The 16,103-nt window shown below is 40.3% G+C and carries 8 protein-coding genes; 7 read left to right on the top strand and 1 reads right to left on the bottom strand.

Going from position 1 to position 16,103, the window contains the following annotated elements; all coding sequences use genetic code 11:
* Positions 1-318: 318 nt before the first annotated feature.
* Entirely contained in the window at positions 319-4,434 is a 4,116-nt protein-coding gene (locus OQX64_RS01595; protein WP_265817261.1) for a two-component regulator propeller domain-containing protein, read from the bottom strand.
* Positions 4,435-4,699: 265 nt separating this feature from the next.
* On the opposite strand from OQX64_RS01595, the gene OQX64_RS01590 reads away from it, so the two are divergent.
* The 7 genes from OQX64_RS01590 to OQX64_RS01560 all read left to right on the top strand — a co-directional run bounded on the left by OQX64_RS01590 (position 4,700) and on the right by OQX64_RS01560 (position 16,103).
* Entirely contained in the window at positions 4,700-5,035 is a 336-nt protein-coding gene (locus OQX64_RS01590) for a hypothetical protein (RefSeq protein ID WP_265817259.1), read from the top strand.
* A gap of 150 nt (positions 5,036-5,185) precedes the next feature.
* Complete coding sequence (locus tag OQX64_RS01585) at positions 5,186-6,190, top strand: ABC transporter transmembrane domain-containing protein (RefSeq protein ID WP_088301330.1); 1,005 nt, start codon at positions 5,186-5,188, stop codon at positions 6,188-6,190.
* Between the two features lies 1 nt (position 6,191).
* A complete protein-coding gene (locus OQX64_RS01580; protein WP_265817257.1) occupies positions 6,192-7,547 on the top strand; it encodes an HlyD family secretion protein in 1,356 nt (451 codons plus the stop codon).
* A 14-nt stretch (positions 7,548-7,561) separates the two neighbouring features.
* Entirely contained in the window at positions 7,562-9,037 is a 1,476-nt protein-coding gene (locus OQX64_RS01575; RefSeq protein ID WP_265817255.1) for a TolC family protein, read from the top strand.
* Between the two features lie 108 nt (positions 9,038-9,145).
* Complete coding sequence (locus OQX64_RS01570) at positions 9,146-9,958, top strand: MOSC domain-containing protein (RefSeq protein ID WP_265817253.1); 813 nt, start codon at positions 9,146-9,148, stop codon at positions 9,956-9,958.
* A gap of 410 nt (positions 9,959-10,368) precedes the next feature.
* On the top strand, positions 10,369-11,868 hold the full coding sequence (locus OQX64_RS01565) for an acyl-CoA dehydrogenase family protein (RefSeq protein ID WP_265817252.1): 1,500 nt from the start codon (positions 10,369-10,371) through the stop codon (positions 11,866-11,868).
* A 1,055-nt stretch (positions 11,869-12,923) separates the two neighbouring features.
* Positions 12,924-16,103 (top strand): SusC/RagA family TonB-linked outer membrane protein, encoded by a 3,180-nt coding sequence (locus OQX64_RS01560; protein WP_265817250.1) that lies wholly within the window; start codon positions 12,924-12,926, stop codon positions 16,101-16,103.

Raw genomic sequence — 16,103 nt, 5'->3', positions numbered from 1 at the left:
AAACAACCGATAGAGAGGAAACAGCCCTTTTGACGCAAAATTAGTTTAGGGAATATAAATTGAACGCTTTTGTACCCGACATTTTTTTGAAATGCGGTGCGTATTAAGATGTAGAAACCATAATCTTTTACTAACCAAAATCCGATAATTATAAATTGATTTTTACACCACCAGTCTGTGCTACCTATCTAAAAGAGAGGAATTACTACCGCCATTCCCCTCCTTTAAACTATCAGATGATACATCTTATGGAATGGTGTGAGATTGACAAAGCATTTTGGTAATTGGCGCTTCCAAAATGCGCAACATTCCTGAATACTAGGTTTTTATTTTTTTTAAACCCGGGCTGATGGACTTATTATTGGAAAAATTCTTTCGGTATTTTTTAATGTAATCTGATGGATTCATTTCGAATACTTTTTTAAACTGTTCCCTGAAATATTTGATATCACTCATCCCAACGGTATACATCGTTTCAAGTATGGTTTTATCTGTACTGATGAAAATTTCAGCAGCCTTCCTTAACCGGATGAAACGAATAAAACTACTGGATGAATGCCCCGAAACAGATTTAATCTTATTGAACAGGTTAGCCCTCGACATGCCAATTTCATCTGCCAGCATCTTGATGTTAAAGTTCGGATCTTCTATATGACGTTCCACGATACTGATGCAGTTTTTTAGAAAATCCTTGTATTCGGCAGAGATCTTGGAACTGCTTGGGTTTAGTGTAATCTCGCTATAAAAGTATTTTTGCAAACTATTTTTACTTTTTAGAATCCCGGCAACCCTGGCCATGAGCAATTCCTGATCAAAAGGTTTACTGATATAATCATCAGCACCAATCTCTACACCCTTCAGTTTAATTTCTGCCGATGTACTGGCGGTGAGTAAGATAATGGGGATATGGCAAATAGATTCATCTTCCTTTACAATACTACAGAGTTCTATTCCACCCATACCCTGCATCATCACATCACTGATTACGATATCCGGAAGAAACCCACGGATAATAGCTAAACCGCTTTCGCCATCATGGGCCTGATAAATTTGATATTGTTCTGAAAAAACCTGGCTGAGGTAATGCGCGATTTCTTCATTATCGTCTACAATCAGAATAGATTTCTTCTCCTGTATAATCATATCACTTAAAATCACATCTTTCTTTCTGACCGGCTCCGGGATCAGATCATCCTGACTAAGTTCTTTCAGGATCAGAGAGGTTTCCTGCCGGTCCGGAACAATGGACACAGGATTAATATGTTCATTCCCTTTTAATAATTTCAGGTGAAATGAAGTGCCCTCCCCTTCATTATTCTGACAGGAAATGGTTCCGTCATGCATGTCTATAAAATTCTTAACCAAGTACAAGCCAATTCCAAACCCGCTTCCTAAAGAGTGGTTTTTATCAGGCTCCTGGTAAAACCTGTTAAAAATTTTCTCTGTTGAATCTTCTGCGATGCCACAACCAGAATCCGTAATCAAAATATCAACATGCTGATCTGCTTCAGACAGTGATACTGTGATACGTCCGCCATCAGGCGTAAATTTGAAGGCATTTGACAATAAGTTAAAAATGGCAATTTCCAGTTTTTCACGGTCAGCAAAAATTTCTGTTATTTCAGAAGCTGCTATAAATTCATACTGAATATTTTTTGTACGTGCCTGATGAGAAAAACATAGAAAAACTTCTTTCAGCAGGCCTGTGAGGTTTAAATGAGATACTTTTAAAGTATCACCCTGCGCATCAGCCTTTCTAAACAGCAATAACTGATCAACCAGGCTTAATAAACGCTTGGCATTTCTGTACACAATATTCATGCTGCTGGTATCAATATTTTGGTTATCCTGATAAAGCAATTCTTTCACCGGGTTAATAATTAAGGTTAGCGGCGTTCTAAATTCGTGTGATATATTGGTGAAAAAAGACAATTTACGCTCATTCAGCTCCTTTTCCTTTTCACTTTCAATATGTGCAATTTTGATTTCATACCTCAGTTTTTCTTGTTTTTTCCGGTAAGAAATAAAGCCATACACACTCAATCCGATTAATCCGGCATACAGCAAAAAAGCCCACCAGGTAAAGTACCAGGGCGGATTAATTTTAATCGTAATGGAATAACCTTTATTATTCCAAACCCCGTCATTGTTAGATGCTTTCACCTCAAAACGGTATGTGCCCGGGTTTAGGTTGGTATAGGTGGCTTTTCGCTGGTGACCTACATAATTCCATTTTTGATCAAAACCCACCAATCGATATGCGTATTCATTTTTCCAGGAATAGGCATAGTTAAGGGCAACAAATTCTAAAGAAAAAACACTCTGATCATAGTTCAGGGTAATTTCTTTTGCCACATTCAGGTTCTCGTTTAAAGGACTTTCTGCGCCCGGAAGCACCGATTTATTAAATATCTGGAAATCGGTCAGGTAAACGGGTGGAGCCACATGGTTGAATCGGATTTGCTTCGGGTTAAAGGAAAAATAGCCTTTGTTACCGGCAACAAAAATAGAAGAACCCTGGTTTTTAATGGTGGAATTTACCAAAACGCCATCCGCCTCATCAAAGTTCCTTACTTTTTTGCTCAAAGGATCTAAACTCGAAATTCCATTTTCGGTAAGCACCCAAATTTTACCATCCGTATCTTCTGTAATGTCATTAAAAACATTGCTCGCAAATCCATTGGCTTTGGTGTACACTTCAATACCATTGCGCTTTGGCGAAAACTTATTCAAACCATCTTGCGTACACACCCACATGTTTTTTCTGGAATCGGCATGGATGGCTTTGATGATGTTGCTGCTTAACCCCTTACCATTACCGTTTAAGGTTTCCAGTGCGCGAAAATGCTTGGTACGCAGGTTAAAAATATTAACGCCACCACCATAGGTTCCAATCCAGATTTCGCCATCAGGTGCCTTACAAAGCACATAGGTATGGTTATTATTGATGGAATAAGGATTTTTAGGCTGATTGTAATAATGCTCAAATGTGTTTTTACGACGATCATAAATCTTGATTCCGGCATCGGTAGCCAAAATATAAACCCCGTCTTCCACTTCCAGAATATCTCTGAATACATCTTCATTAAACAAATTCCCAATCGCTGAATGATGAAAATGATGCGTAAAAGTATTGTGCTTCGGATCATAACTGTCGAAACCATTTTCAGTCAGTACCCATAAAATCCCTTTGCCATCAAAGTATAGCTTCAGGATTTCGTTGCTGGTGAGGCTATTGGGATGGTCACTTTTTACAAAGGTTTTCATCCCCCCAGTTTGCTGATCAACTGCGAAAAGCCCGTTATTGGTGCCCAGCCACATCACACCATTACGGATAGCAATACTCTTAACATCACGATTCCCCAGAGGAAGTAAATTAATTTTAAATTTATATTGCTGATGATCTATTTTTCTAAGGCCGTTGCGCCCATTGAGCCAGATGATGCCATCACGATCCTGATAAGAATTGCCATAAGAATAATTTGGTACATCATTAATTTTCTCCCAGCGTTTCGACAGGGTATGATACCAGTAGAATCCATTATTTCCACCCACCAGTAAGAGGTCCTGACCAAGAGGCATCACGCTGAAAACGGAATAATTATCCCGATCCGGGATTTGTACTTTAGTAAACTGACCTGTTTCCGGATTGAAATTAAAAAGACCGTCCCAATAGGTACCCACCCAGATATGACCGTCGGTTGCATAAGCTAAGGCCCAAACATCATTCGGATTTTTAGCTCCGGACTTCTGATTTTGAGCATAATTGGTGAATGCTTTCCTTTTTTTATCAAATCGATTCAAGCCTGCACTCCAGTTGCCCAGCCATAAATCACCTTTAACGTCTTCTATGATGGCGTTTACAGATTTTCCCTTCATACTTTTTTCAGATGCCGGATTGGGCTTATAAACGATAAAATCCTTTTTCGAAGCCACATACTGATTGAAACCATCATCTGTACCGAACCACATCTGGCCCTTTTTATCACATAATATGGACCATACCTTATTATGGCTTAAAGAACGGATATTATGATCATGGTGCAGAAAACGCGTAAAAGTTTCATTAAGTGGATCTAACAAGTTCAGGCCATCCATCGTGGCTACCCAGATTTTGCCCTGATGATCTTCTACAATGGCATTGATAAAATTATTAGAAATAGATGTACTATCGCCGGCATGGTTGGCAAACACTTTAAAAGTGTAACCATCAAAGCGGCACAATCCGTTTTCGGTACCTACCCAGATAAATCCACGTCGATCACGAAGGGTTGCCGTGGTATTTTTTGAAGGCAGGCCATCATTTGTACCATAGGTTTTCATCTCGCTCTTATTTTGCTTCGTGATGGCCGAAGCATTCATATACTGAGCGAAAGCACTATTATAGTTGGAAAAAAGAAAGCAGCATAAGATGACTGTTCTTATCAATTTCATTGTGATAATCTAAAATCTAAAATTTTAATGTAAAATAAGAGCCATCAAATAATTTACGAATATAAAGTTAAATGCATGATATTTAATTACCGCATGCAGATCATAACTTAAATAAGCACATCATTATGACCTAATGAATTGAAATGACAAAAAAAAATTGCTCCGATCTCATCTGGATTTTCATTAATTTGACGTTATTATGAGCAAAAATAATAACCTGTTGACTTCATAAAATTAGAAAGCACATATATTTGCATCTCTAAAAATGGAAGGATTAAGAAATAACTTGCTCAAACGATTTTTTGCCTTAACGCTATTAAGTGTTTTGCTGCTTAAAGTTTGTGCGTTCTCCATTTCCTGCTTCTCAGTCTCTGCAGATGCCTACTCAATAGAAAAAAATGCAGAAGAGAATAAAGACAAAGAGGGTGAAGCTTTAGAGAAAAACAAGAAGAAACTTCTGATTTACGAATCTTCCATGCTGGATACAGGTCATTTGTTTCTGAGCCTTCATACTCCGCAGCCTGAACAAGCTTATTATTTACAAATGGGTACCCATCCGCCCAAAACCGTGCCTACGCCTCCGCCTGATCATTTTTCTTAGGTAACGTCATTACTTTGATCTGAAAATCAGCCAGACTGATTTAACGCGTAAGTTTATGCGTTTTCGATTGTCAGATCAGGATGATGTGCTTTTATCGCCGGTATGATTTACCTGCAATCTCCCATAGTTTATCCTTTAAGTAAAATATCCATGAAAAATCATCATGTTGCCGGTATGCCTACGCCCTGGCAAAGACTTATACGCCTGTTGTACTACGAACGCAGTACCATCAATTATATTTACATATATGCCATGTTGATTGGCCTCATTGGCCTGTCTCTGCCACTGGGCACCAGTGCCGTTTTCAATTTGTTATCAAATGGGGCCATGTACAGTTCCACCTATATTCTCATTGCTGTTATTTTAGCGGGTATAGTGGTGGGAGGGCTCCTGCTCATTGGTCAGCTAACATTGGTGGAGGTGATTGAGCAGAAAATTTTTGCCAGAACGGCGATAGAATTTGCCTTTCGCTTACCCCGCATTAAAAAGAAAGCACTGGAAGGTGAAAATCCTTCAGAACTGATTAACCGTTTTTTCGACATTTTAACCATTCAAAAAGGGCTTACCAAATTACTGGTTGATGTAGTTGCTGCTGCCGTACAGATTTTTTTTAGCGTCATTCTGCTATCTTTCTATCATCCGGTTTTTATGGCATTTGGCATGTTCGTTCTCATTGTAATCATCCTCGTACTCATTTTGTATTATCGCCGCGGTGTTCAAACCAGCATTGAGGAGTCAGAATATAAATATGAAGTAGCCGGTTACCTGGAAGAGATTGCTGCTGATTTAGATACCTATAGAAACAGTGCTGATAAAAGGAAAGAAATCATCAACAGAACAGATGAGATTACAGCCAATTATATCCAGGCCAGAAATGATCACTTTAGTGTTTTAAAGAAGTTTTTCATCAGTGCAGTAGCCATGCGTACCATTTTAATGGGTTCATTGCTGCTCTTGGGATCATATTTCGTAGTTGAAAGGCAAATGACTTTCGGCCAGTTTGTTGCGGCAGAAGTAATTATCGTTCAGATCAGCTATGCCATAGAAAAGTTAATGACCAATTTAAACACCGTGTTTGATATGGTAACCGGCAGTGAAAAGCTTGCCGTGGTTACTGATCTTGAACTGGAGGAAGGAGATTTAAGTCATGGGTAAAATGAGCAACAACCTTGCACAACTTAAAAACTGGCAGGAATTATCCGTTCATACCAACCGTAAAATTCTGGATGCGAAAGGGCCAAAACTACTGGGCAGGGTACTCCTCTTTATATTTATTTTCTTCGCCATTTTACTTTTCCTGCCTTTTCGGCAAACCATTCCGGGCCGGGGTACGGTTACTGCGCTCCGTCCGGAAGACCGGCCGCAAACTGTTCAAAACCAGATTGGTGGAAGGATAGAACACTGGGCTGTACGTGAAGGACAGGAAGTACAAAAAGGTGATACCATCCTGGTGATTTCAGAAACCAGCCAATCATATTTTGATCCTGAACTCCCTACCCGCTTAAATGAGCAGCTGGATGCGAAACGTGGAAGTGAAACCGCTGCATTGCAAAAGATAGACGCCACCAAGAGCCAGATGCGGGCCATGAATGATGGCTTACAATTTCAAATGAAGGCTGCAGAAAATAAAGTACGCCAGGCCAGAAATTACGTCAGCATTGACAGCGCAGAATTATTGGCCGTTCAGAAATTTTATGAAACCACCAGAACCAGGCTGGAACGCTACGAAACCGGTTACAAAAACGGACTTTTTTCGCTTACTGATATCGAAACCCGAAGACTGAAGCTTCAGGAGGATAATGCAAAAGTAATCGGTCAGCAAAATAAACTGAGCAATTCCACTCAAAACCTGCTTAATGCCAGCATCGAACTGGATAATATCCGGGCGAAATATCAGGAATCAATGGCAAAAGCACAGTCTGATATGAGCTCTGCCGTTTCCAGCAGGGCCAGTGCACAGGGCGATATTGCAAAATTAAGAAACGACATTTCCAACATCAGCATTCGCCGTGGCTTATACGTGGTAAGGGCGCCACAGAGTGGCTTTGTGGTAAAAACCCTTAAAGCAGGGATTGGGGAAAACATTAAAGAAGGTGAATCTGTAGCCACATTACAACCAAAATCACCTTTAGTGGCGGCAGAACTTTATGTGAGTGCCATGGATGTGCCTCTGATTTTAGACACCAGCGATGTCCGTTTGCAATTTGAAGGCTGGCCATCGGTTCAGTTTTCTGGCTGGCCATCGGTTGCCGTAGGTACCTTTGCCGGAAAAGTTTCTTCCATTGACCGGGTGAGCAGCACCGGCGGAAAATATCGCTTATTGATTAGTCAAACCAATCCCGTTCCGTCAAAAGATGAACCATGGCCGGTACAACTTCGCCAGGGTTCTGGCGTTTACGGACGTATTATTTTAAGATCAGTACCGCTGTGGTACGAGATCTGGCGGCAGCTTAACGGTTTCCCGCCAAGTCTGGAAAAAGAGCCTTCAGCAAGTAGTAAAGAAAAAACATAACGGTGAAGACTAATATGAAAAATGATTTTAAAGCATGCCTGATTATTTTAATGCTCTTGCGCTCACTGTTTACAGCACAACCTGCACTGGCACAAAGTGCCGCTATGGTTAGGGCTGAAGCAGACAGTACCAAAGTTTTTTCAGTTGACGATCTCCAGATGCTGGTGTTCAGGTATCATCCCATTGTTAAGCAAGCTGCTTTGCTTAGCGAATCGGCACGGGCGAATGTATTACAGTCGCTTGGCTATTTTGATCCTGCACTTAAAGCCGGTTTCGCCAGGAAACTTTTTGGTAACACTGAATACTATAATAAATGGAACAGTGAACTGAAAATACCGCTCTGGCTGGCAGGTGCCGATTTAAAAATTGGCTACGATCGTAATGTAGGTACCTATGTGAATCCGGAAGGCCGTACCAATTCGCAAGGTTTATCTGCCATAGGGCTGAGTATTCCTTTAGGACAAGGATTGGTGATTGATGCCCGCAGAAATACCCTCCGTCAATCAAAAATTATGGTGCAATATGCAGAAGCCGAACAGCTGAAACAGATTAACGCTGTATGGTATGGTGCAGTAAAAGATTACTGGAACTGGTATTATACCTATAAGCAATTTAATTTAATTACCGAAGGCGTAGAACTGGCCCAGCGAAGATTTACGGCCATGAGCAGGCAAACCATCATTGGTGATAAACCGGCAATTGATTCGGTAGAGGCCTATATTACCGTACAGGAAAGGATTATTCAAAAGGAAAAAATGAAAATTGAGCTGCAAAATGCACAGCTGGTGTTATCCAATCACCTCTGGAGTGAAGATGGTAATCCATTGGAACTGCCTGCAGATGCTGTACCCCAACAGGTTAATCCGGCTGCAGCGAAACCTAACCCGCTGGTTTTGGATACACTGCTTGGTCAGGCCGCCAGCCAGCACCCCGAATTGTTAAAACTAAGAAGCAAAGGCGAGCAACTGGCAGTTGAACGGAGCTACCGGCAGGAACTTTTAAAGCCCAAACTAAATGTTACCGGGAATCTGCTTTCGAACAGGACTGATTTTAACAGTTTTATTCCTGGCGATTATGATTTTAACTGGAGCAATTACAAAGTGGGGATAGAATTTTCCTTTCCGCTTTTCCTCCGGTCTGAACGGGGTAAGCTCAGGGAAGTAAAAATTAAACAGCAGGAACTTAACTATGATATTCAGCAATATGGAAGAACCATCAGAAATGACATCAATGCAGCATATAATGATTTATCAGCCTATGCTGCGCAACTGGCTGTTCAGATTAAAAGTGTGCAGAATCAGCAAATACTCGTAACAGGTGAAAACCAAAAATTTAACCTTGGAGAAAGTACACTTTTTTTAATCAACAGCCGAGAAACGAAGTTAATCGACATGAAAATTAAACAGGAAAGTATGATTTCAGGTTATCAGAAAACGCTTGCAGAACTTTATTATAAGTCCGGAACCAGGCAGGATGTCCGCTTAAATTAACCTGTGGTAAAAGGATAAAAAACTTCTGCATCAAGCATTAGAAGCGATGAGCGGATTTTTTTTATCCCAGTTTAAAAAGCAGGCAGGTTATTTCATTATATTTATCGGATGAATCCATTTCAGCTGACCGACATCTATATTTACCCCATAAAATCACTTGGCGGAATCAGGGTGGAACAAGCTTTAATGGAAGATGAGGGGCTTCAGTACGACAGGCGCTGGATGTTAGTTGATCATGAAGGAACCTTTGTTACCCAACGCAAACATACACTGCTATCGCTGTTGCAGGTGCATATCGAAGATGATCGGCTATATGTCAGCCATAAACTGAAGGAGAACCTTAAGATCTCTTTTCAACTGGATGAAACTACCGGTAAGCGTATCGAAGTAAGGGTTTGGGATGACGCTGCAGTTGGTTTAGAGGTGAGCAAATCTGTTAATGACTGGTTTACAGCGTACCTGCAATTTGAGGTCAGATTGGTGCGGATGTCTGAAGATGATAAGATCCTGGTAGATCCAAGGTATGCTGCAAACGGAGAGGTTAAAAGTTTTTCAGATGGTTACCCTACTCTCCTTATTGGCCAGTCTTCATTGGATGCGCTGAATGAAAAATTAACGGAACCGGTCAAGATGAATCGCTTCAGACCAAACCTGGTTTTTTCAGGTAGCAAGGCGCATATAGAAGATGATTTTAAAACTTTTTCTTTGGGTAATGTGCTTTTCACAGCCGTAAAACCCTGTGCCAGGTGTGTGTTGATTACCGTCAACCAGGAAACCGGAATTCGGGGAAAAGAACCATTAAAAACATTGGCTGGTTATCGAACATTCAATCAAAAAGTCATGTTTGGCCAGAACCTCCTCCATAAAGGTACCGGCATCATTCATGTTGGCGATGAACTTAAGATAGAAAGCTGGAAATAACATGCGTTAGATGATGATTGATTTTCTTCATTACCGGTATTCGGCCAACATGCTTAAGCAGCGAAATCAGATTGGCCTTTCCCCCTTCAAAGGTTACCACAAAGGCAGCATGGTTAAAAATTAAAACTATTTGTACCGTGCGAACGTATATCATTAATCTTACGGACATTTATAATTTAATAAAAACCTATTTAATTAGAAAGATTCTAAATAATTATCAGCATTTTTGATAGATCTTTACTTGAATTATATTAAGATATGTAAAACTTATTTAACTACATTGCCCTTCAATGGCTAAGCCCGGGCTAAGTAATGATTAGCAAATAATAATGAACCTGAAAGATAACAGATATATTAATAAGAGTAAATCTGTTATAACATCTATAAATGAGCTTAACGAAGCATAAATAATGAATAATTTTAACCAGGAGTTTCCGGAATTTTTAAAAACATTTGAACAAAATCTAAAACATCTCTTTCAGGAAAAACATAATATTGATCAGCTAAGTCTGCAAAGAGGCCTTCCTCCGGAATTGCTGACAGAAATCATGGATCATGTTCCTTTATCAGTAGCCGTTCCATCAGCATTTGGAGGCAGAGGATGTAAGGTTAAAGAATGTCTCGGCATCCTGTCTGCAGCTTCCTATGAATCACTATCACTTTCTTTAACTTTTGGAATCAATATCGCCTTATTTTTAGAACCTGTGGCCAAATATGGAGATGATGAGATAAAAAAGGGAATATTCGATAAGTTTTTGAAAGCACAAAACATGGGTGGTTTAATGATCACTGAACCTAATTTTGGAAGTGATGCATTGAACATGCGCACCACGAGTAAAGAAACTGAAAGCGGTTATAAAATTAAAGGGACAAAACATTGGCAGGGACTCACCGGAATGGCCAATTACTGGATTGTAGCAGCCAGAAACGAAGGTGCCGACGGTTCATTAGCCCGGGATATCGATTTTTTTGTATGTGAGGATGCTATTGCAGCACAACAGATTCAAGTAGAAGAATATTATGATAATGCCGGTTTATATCTGATTCCTTATGGATTGAACCAACTGGACCTTACCGTACCTAAAAACCAAAGGCTTAAACCTGAAACGACAGGCATTAAAATGATGCTGGATATTCTGCACCGAAGCAGAATGCAGTTTCCAGGAATGGGAATGGGCTTTATTAAACGCATGCTGGATGAAGCTTATCACCAATGTGATAACCGAAAGGTTGGTGTGGGTAATTTGCTTGGCATGGATAATGTAAAGTTTCAGATTTCCAGGTTGCAGGCAGCTTATACCATTTGTTCTGCCATGTGCGCCAAGAGTTCATCCATCAGTGGCATTGAAAACAATTTGGCTACCGAGGGATTGGAAGCCAATACCATGAAAACCGTGGTAACCGATTTGATGCAGGAAAGTGCACAATTATTGGTGCAGTTATCAGGTGCAAAAGGTTATCGCACCAGCCATATCGGCGGACGTGGCATTATGGATAGTCGCCCTTTCCAGATCTTTGAAGGATCCAATGAAATGCTTTACGCACAAATTGGCGAAATGATTATCAAAGGCATGAAAAAGCAAAAACAGCCTCAGCTTTATCAGTACTTAAAAGAATTTCCACTCACAGTAAAATCTGCTGATTATTTCAAAGCAGAACTTTCGTTCTCACCAGATGAACAACTGGCGCAAAGAAAACTGGTTGACCTCGGCAGAATCGTAGCCAGAATCATTTGTGTAGGATATGTTATTGAGCTTGCAGAAAAAGGATTCAGAAAAGAACTGGTAGAGAATTGCATCATCATGCTGCAACAGGAAGTGGCGAGTTTAATCACTTCCCTCCGATTTAACAATAAGGTGGTAGAGGTTAGTGATTACCATATGGACAGTTTATGGCTTGATTTTGCATAATCACACGTAAAAAATATAGCATAACTGGAATTGATTTCCTGAATAGAAAATACAAGTCGTAGCCTTACACTACGACTTTTTGCTTTTGGTAAGGGGTGATATGCCCCCTATCCGCCTATCGCCTATCTTTCTCCTTAAAGGGAAAAGCCTAAAAAAAACCATTTCTCGAAACCAAATCGTAAAATTATATGCGACTCTTTTTTTTAAGAAGGGTGCCTGAAAGGCGGGGTGGTTGACCCCTATCCGCCAATCGGCACCTTTCCCCTTGAAGGGAAAGGGCGAAAGAAAATAATATTTATCGAAGCTAAAACTTAATTTCGGTCGGTGAGACACCGACCGATAGGTTTTGGCGATCGCTACTCCCCTCCTTTTTTAAGGAGGGGTGCCCATCGGGTGGGGTGATTCGATTTGAAAAATCTCGTCATTCCGACCGCAGTGGAGGAATCTTTGAAATCGTAAATTATGATTATCAATAAACTCTGATTTCAAAGATCTCTACGTTTCGCTGCTGCCTGAAAAAGGCAGATGCTCCAGTCGAGAAGGACGACCTTGAAGTAAATTAACCCCTATCCGCCTATCGGCACCTTTCCTTTGGAAGAGAAATGCCTTATTTGTTAATTTTCACCTCTTAGCAGGATAGATCAGGATGGGTTAACAAAATAAAAGTCATAACCTCGTAACTACAATTAACCAGATATATTCTAAACGCTAAAAAAACCAATGATAAGTGGTTATGAAACAATTTTGTATTGAAATCAATTCAAAATGAGTTGCCTGATCTCAAAAAAAGAAAAACAACCAGACCAAGACTATTTCCTGCCTTAAAAATCAGTATCGGAAATCTTTTATCACAATTAATTTACAAAGAAAAATTGATCAGGGATAGCCATGATTCTTAATGGTTTTATGGCTGAAATAATTTTCACTACATGATTCAGGCAGGCTTAAACTTAACCTAGCCAGGAAAAAAAATACCATACTAACTAAATATATCTAACCAATAATTAAAAATTATGTATTTCACTTTACATTCAAAGCCACATTACCGGCAAAATATGTCTGGAAGTAAAAAATTCCTGATTATGGGAATCTCTGCCCTTTCGCTGATGATAACGGGCAATTCGGCGCAGGCAGCCATCACCTATAAAACGGAATCGCTCATCATTAAAAAAGGGAAGAATTTCGATGATACAGTAAAAGGAAAAATCACTGATGATAAGGGTGCCACGCTGGTAGGCGTAATCGTTAAGCTCAAAAATACCACTTTAGTTACCACAACCGATGCAAATGGTGCATTCTCCATTACCATCCCTTCAGGCACTTCCAACCCTGTTCTGGTGATATCATATGTGGGATATACCACTCAGGAAGTTCCGGTAAACGGCCAGGCAAACATAACCATTCAGATTAAAAGTGCTATTAATGACCTGGAAGAAATTGTAGTGGTAGGTTACAACACGGTGAAGAAAAGTGATTTAACCGGAGCGGTGGTAAGTGTTGGCGCAGAAGAAATCAGATCCAGACCGGTAACCAACGCTTTGCAAGCCATTCAAGGTAAGGCTGCAGGTGTTGATATTACTTCAAATGAGCGTCCGGGGCAATTGGGAAGCATCCTGATTCGTGGTGTGAGATCACTAACGGCCAGCAATTCTCCTTTATATGTGGTGGATGGAATTCCTTTACAAGCAGGTGGCATAGATGCAATTAATCCGAATGATATTGAAACGATTGATATCCTGAAGGATGCATCAGCAACAGCAATTTATGGATCGCGTGGTGCCAACGGTGTGGTTTTAGTGACGACCAAAAAAGGTAAAGCCGGAAGGTTAACATTGGATTATGTAGGTACCGCAACCATCGAAACCCTGAATGACCGAATGGACATGATGAATTCTGGTGAGTACATTGAATTTCGCCGTGATGCTTATCGCCGCACGGCATATTTAAACTCCATAAACGGCACCAATATACAACCCATTTATGCCTATCCGGTGATTGCAACCCAGGCTGCCGATAGAGAGATTTTCAAACAAGATCCCAATATGCTGACCAATCTGGATAAAGGCTGGGTAAATGGCGTATTTGATGGCAGTTTAGTGCCCACAACCGATTGGGGCGATCTGGTAACCCGAACTGGCGTTACACAAGATCATGTATTGAGTGTAAGTGGTGGCACAGATAAAATTAAAGCTTATGGATCTTTTGGTTACTTAAATCAAACTGGTACGCAACTGGGGCAGGATTTTGAAAGATACAGCGGCAAACTAAGTGTCGAAATAAACCCGGTAAAGTGGTTTAGAATGGGTGCAAATCTTACTGCAACCTATGGTTTACAAAACTATGGCTTCCAGGCCGCCAGTGCATCAGGGGCAGGAAATATTTATGCCGCCGCACGCGGCATGCTTCCATTAGCTATTCCATTTGATGCCAATGGCAACAGAATTAATTTGCCTGGCGGAGACATTAACATCCAGAATCCAGTTTTAGAAGCCGATTACAACATCAACCTTCGTAAAACTTTAAGAACGCTGGGCTCTGTTTTTGCTGAGGTTAATTTATTGAAGGGCTTAAAATACCGCATCAACTTTGGTCCTGATTTTTCGAATTTTTACAATGGCAGGTTTCAGGACGCCAAGTCGGTTAATCGTGATGCTGGTGTACCGGGATCCATCAACAACTATGCGCAGTTAAATCAGAGCAATCGGTTTGCCTACACCTTGGATCACTTGTTATATTATGATAAAACCATTAATAAGCACAATTTTGGCGTAACCTTATTACAAAGTTCCTCTTCCTTCCGTGAAGAATCTTCTTCATTAACCGGAAGCAAGATCTCCTTACCCAATTCACTTTGGTATGGTTTAAATACCGGAAACATTACAGGCTTAGATGCCTTTGACACCAACTTAAGAAAATCAACTCTGGTTTCATACATGGCCAGAGCCAACTACAGTTTCAACAGCAAATACCTGTTAACGGCATCAGCACGCTGGGATGGCGCATCGCAACTCGCGGCAGGAAACAAATGGGATTTCTTCCCTTCAGCGGCATTGGCCTGGAGACTGGAGCAGGAAGATTTCATGAAAAATATTAAATGGATAGATCAGCTAAAACTGAGATTAGGCGTAGGTAGCACCGGCAACTCATCAGTAGATATTGGCAGCACCCTCGGATTGTTACAACCCTTAACTTATACTTATGGCAGTTCAGCCCAAACCGGCTACGTTTCATCAGATGCCTCATTGGCCAACCCGATTCCATTACCAAATAAATTGTTAAGCTGGGAAAAAACCTTACAATACAATTTAGGTTTGGATTTTGATATCTTAAAAGGAAGAATCAGCGGATCATTGGATATTTATAAATCTAAAACCACAGACCTTATCCTACTCAAAAAAATCGCCTCTGTTAATGGTTATACTACTTCTTACGATAATATTGGTTCAACCAAAAACAAAGGTCTTGATTTGACCTTAAATACCGTGAATATCAAAACCAAAGATTTCACCTGGGAATCTACACTGAATTTCTCTACCAGTAAAGATGAAATTGTTAAGTTAGACAATGGCGATATGGTTATTGATCGTTTCTTTATCGGGCAAAGAAATGGCGTGGCCTATGATTTTGTGAAAGAAGGCATCTGGCAGAATACGCCGGAAGATTTAGCCGAAATTGCGAAATATAAACAAAATGGAGTTACGTTTAGTCCCGGAAGCATTAAGGTTAAAGATTTAAATGGCGATTATAAAATAGATGCCAACAATGACCGTCAGATTTTGGGCCATTACAATCCAAGCTGGACGGGTGGTTTAACCAATACCTTTGGCTACAAGCAATTTGACCTATCCATTTTTATTGTTGCACGTTACAATTTACTGATTCAAACCGGAGCAGAAGCACTTCAGGGCCGTTTCGCACAAAGGGTTGTAGATTACTGGACACCAACTAACCCCACAAATGCTTATCCGGCACCCAATTATGCCAGTGCCAGCGGAGATCAATATGTAAGTGCATTAAACTATCAGGATGCTTCCTTTATTAAAATCAGGAATATCTCGCTGGGTTACAACTTTGCATCAGAGATGGCTAAAAAATTAACCTTATCCCGGTTAAGGATTTATGCACAGGCCATTAATCCGGGTTTAATTTATTCAAAAGTAAAATGGATTGATCCGGATTTAGGTGGTTCTACTTTTAACAGAGGATTTGTTTTCGGCATTAATGCTAGCTTCTAA

This window comes from Pedobacter sp. GR22-10 (assembly GCF_026239715.1).
Taxonomy (GTDB): Bacteria; Bacteroidota; Bacteroidia; order Sphingobacteriales; family Sphingobacteriaceae; genus Pedobacter.
Note: the sequence above shows the minus strand (reverse complement) of the source record. Positions and strands in the feature narration are given on the sequence as shown.

Coding starts and splice junctions, on each gene's coding strand:
- OQX64_RS01580 (WP_265817257.1), top strand. CDS start 6,192: ATGAGCAACAACCTTGCACAACTTAAAAACTGGCAGGAATTATCCGTT.
- OQX64_RS01585 (WP_088301330.1), top strand. CDS start 5,186: ATGAAAAATCATCATGTTGCCGGTATGCCTACGCCCTGGCAAAGACTT.
- OQX64_RS01565 (WP_265817252.1), top strand. CDS start 10,369: ATGAATAATTTTAACCAGGAGTTTCCGGAATTTTTAAAAACATTTGAA.
- OQX64_RS01595 (WP_265817261.1), bottom strand. CDS start 4,434: ATGAAATTGATAAGAACAGTCATCTTATGCTGCTTTCTTTTTTCCAAC.
- OQX64_RS01575 (WP_265817255.1), top strand. CDS start 7,562: ATGAAAAATGATTTTAAAGCATGCCTGATTATTTTAATGCTCTTGCGC.
- OQX64_RS01570 (WP_265817253.1), top strand. CDS start 9,146: ATGAATCCATTTCAGCTGACCGACATCTATATTTACCCCATAAAATCA.
- OQX64_RS01590 (WP_265817259.1), top strand. CDS start 4,700: ATGGAAGGATTAAGAAATAACTTGCTCAAACGATTTTTTGCCTTAACG.
- OQX64_RS01560 (WP_265817250.1), top strand. CDS start 12,924: ATGTCTGGAAGTAAAAAATTCCTGATTATGGGAATCTCTGCCCTTTCG.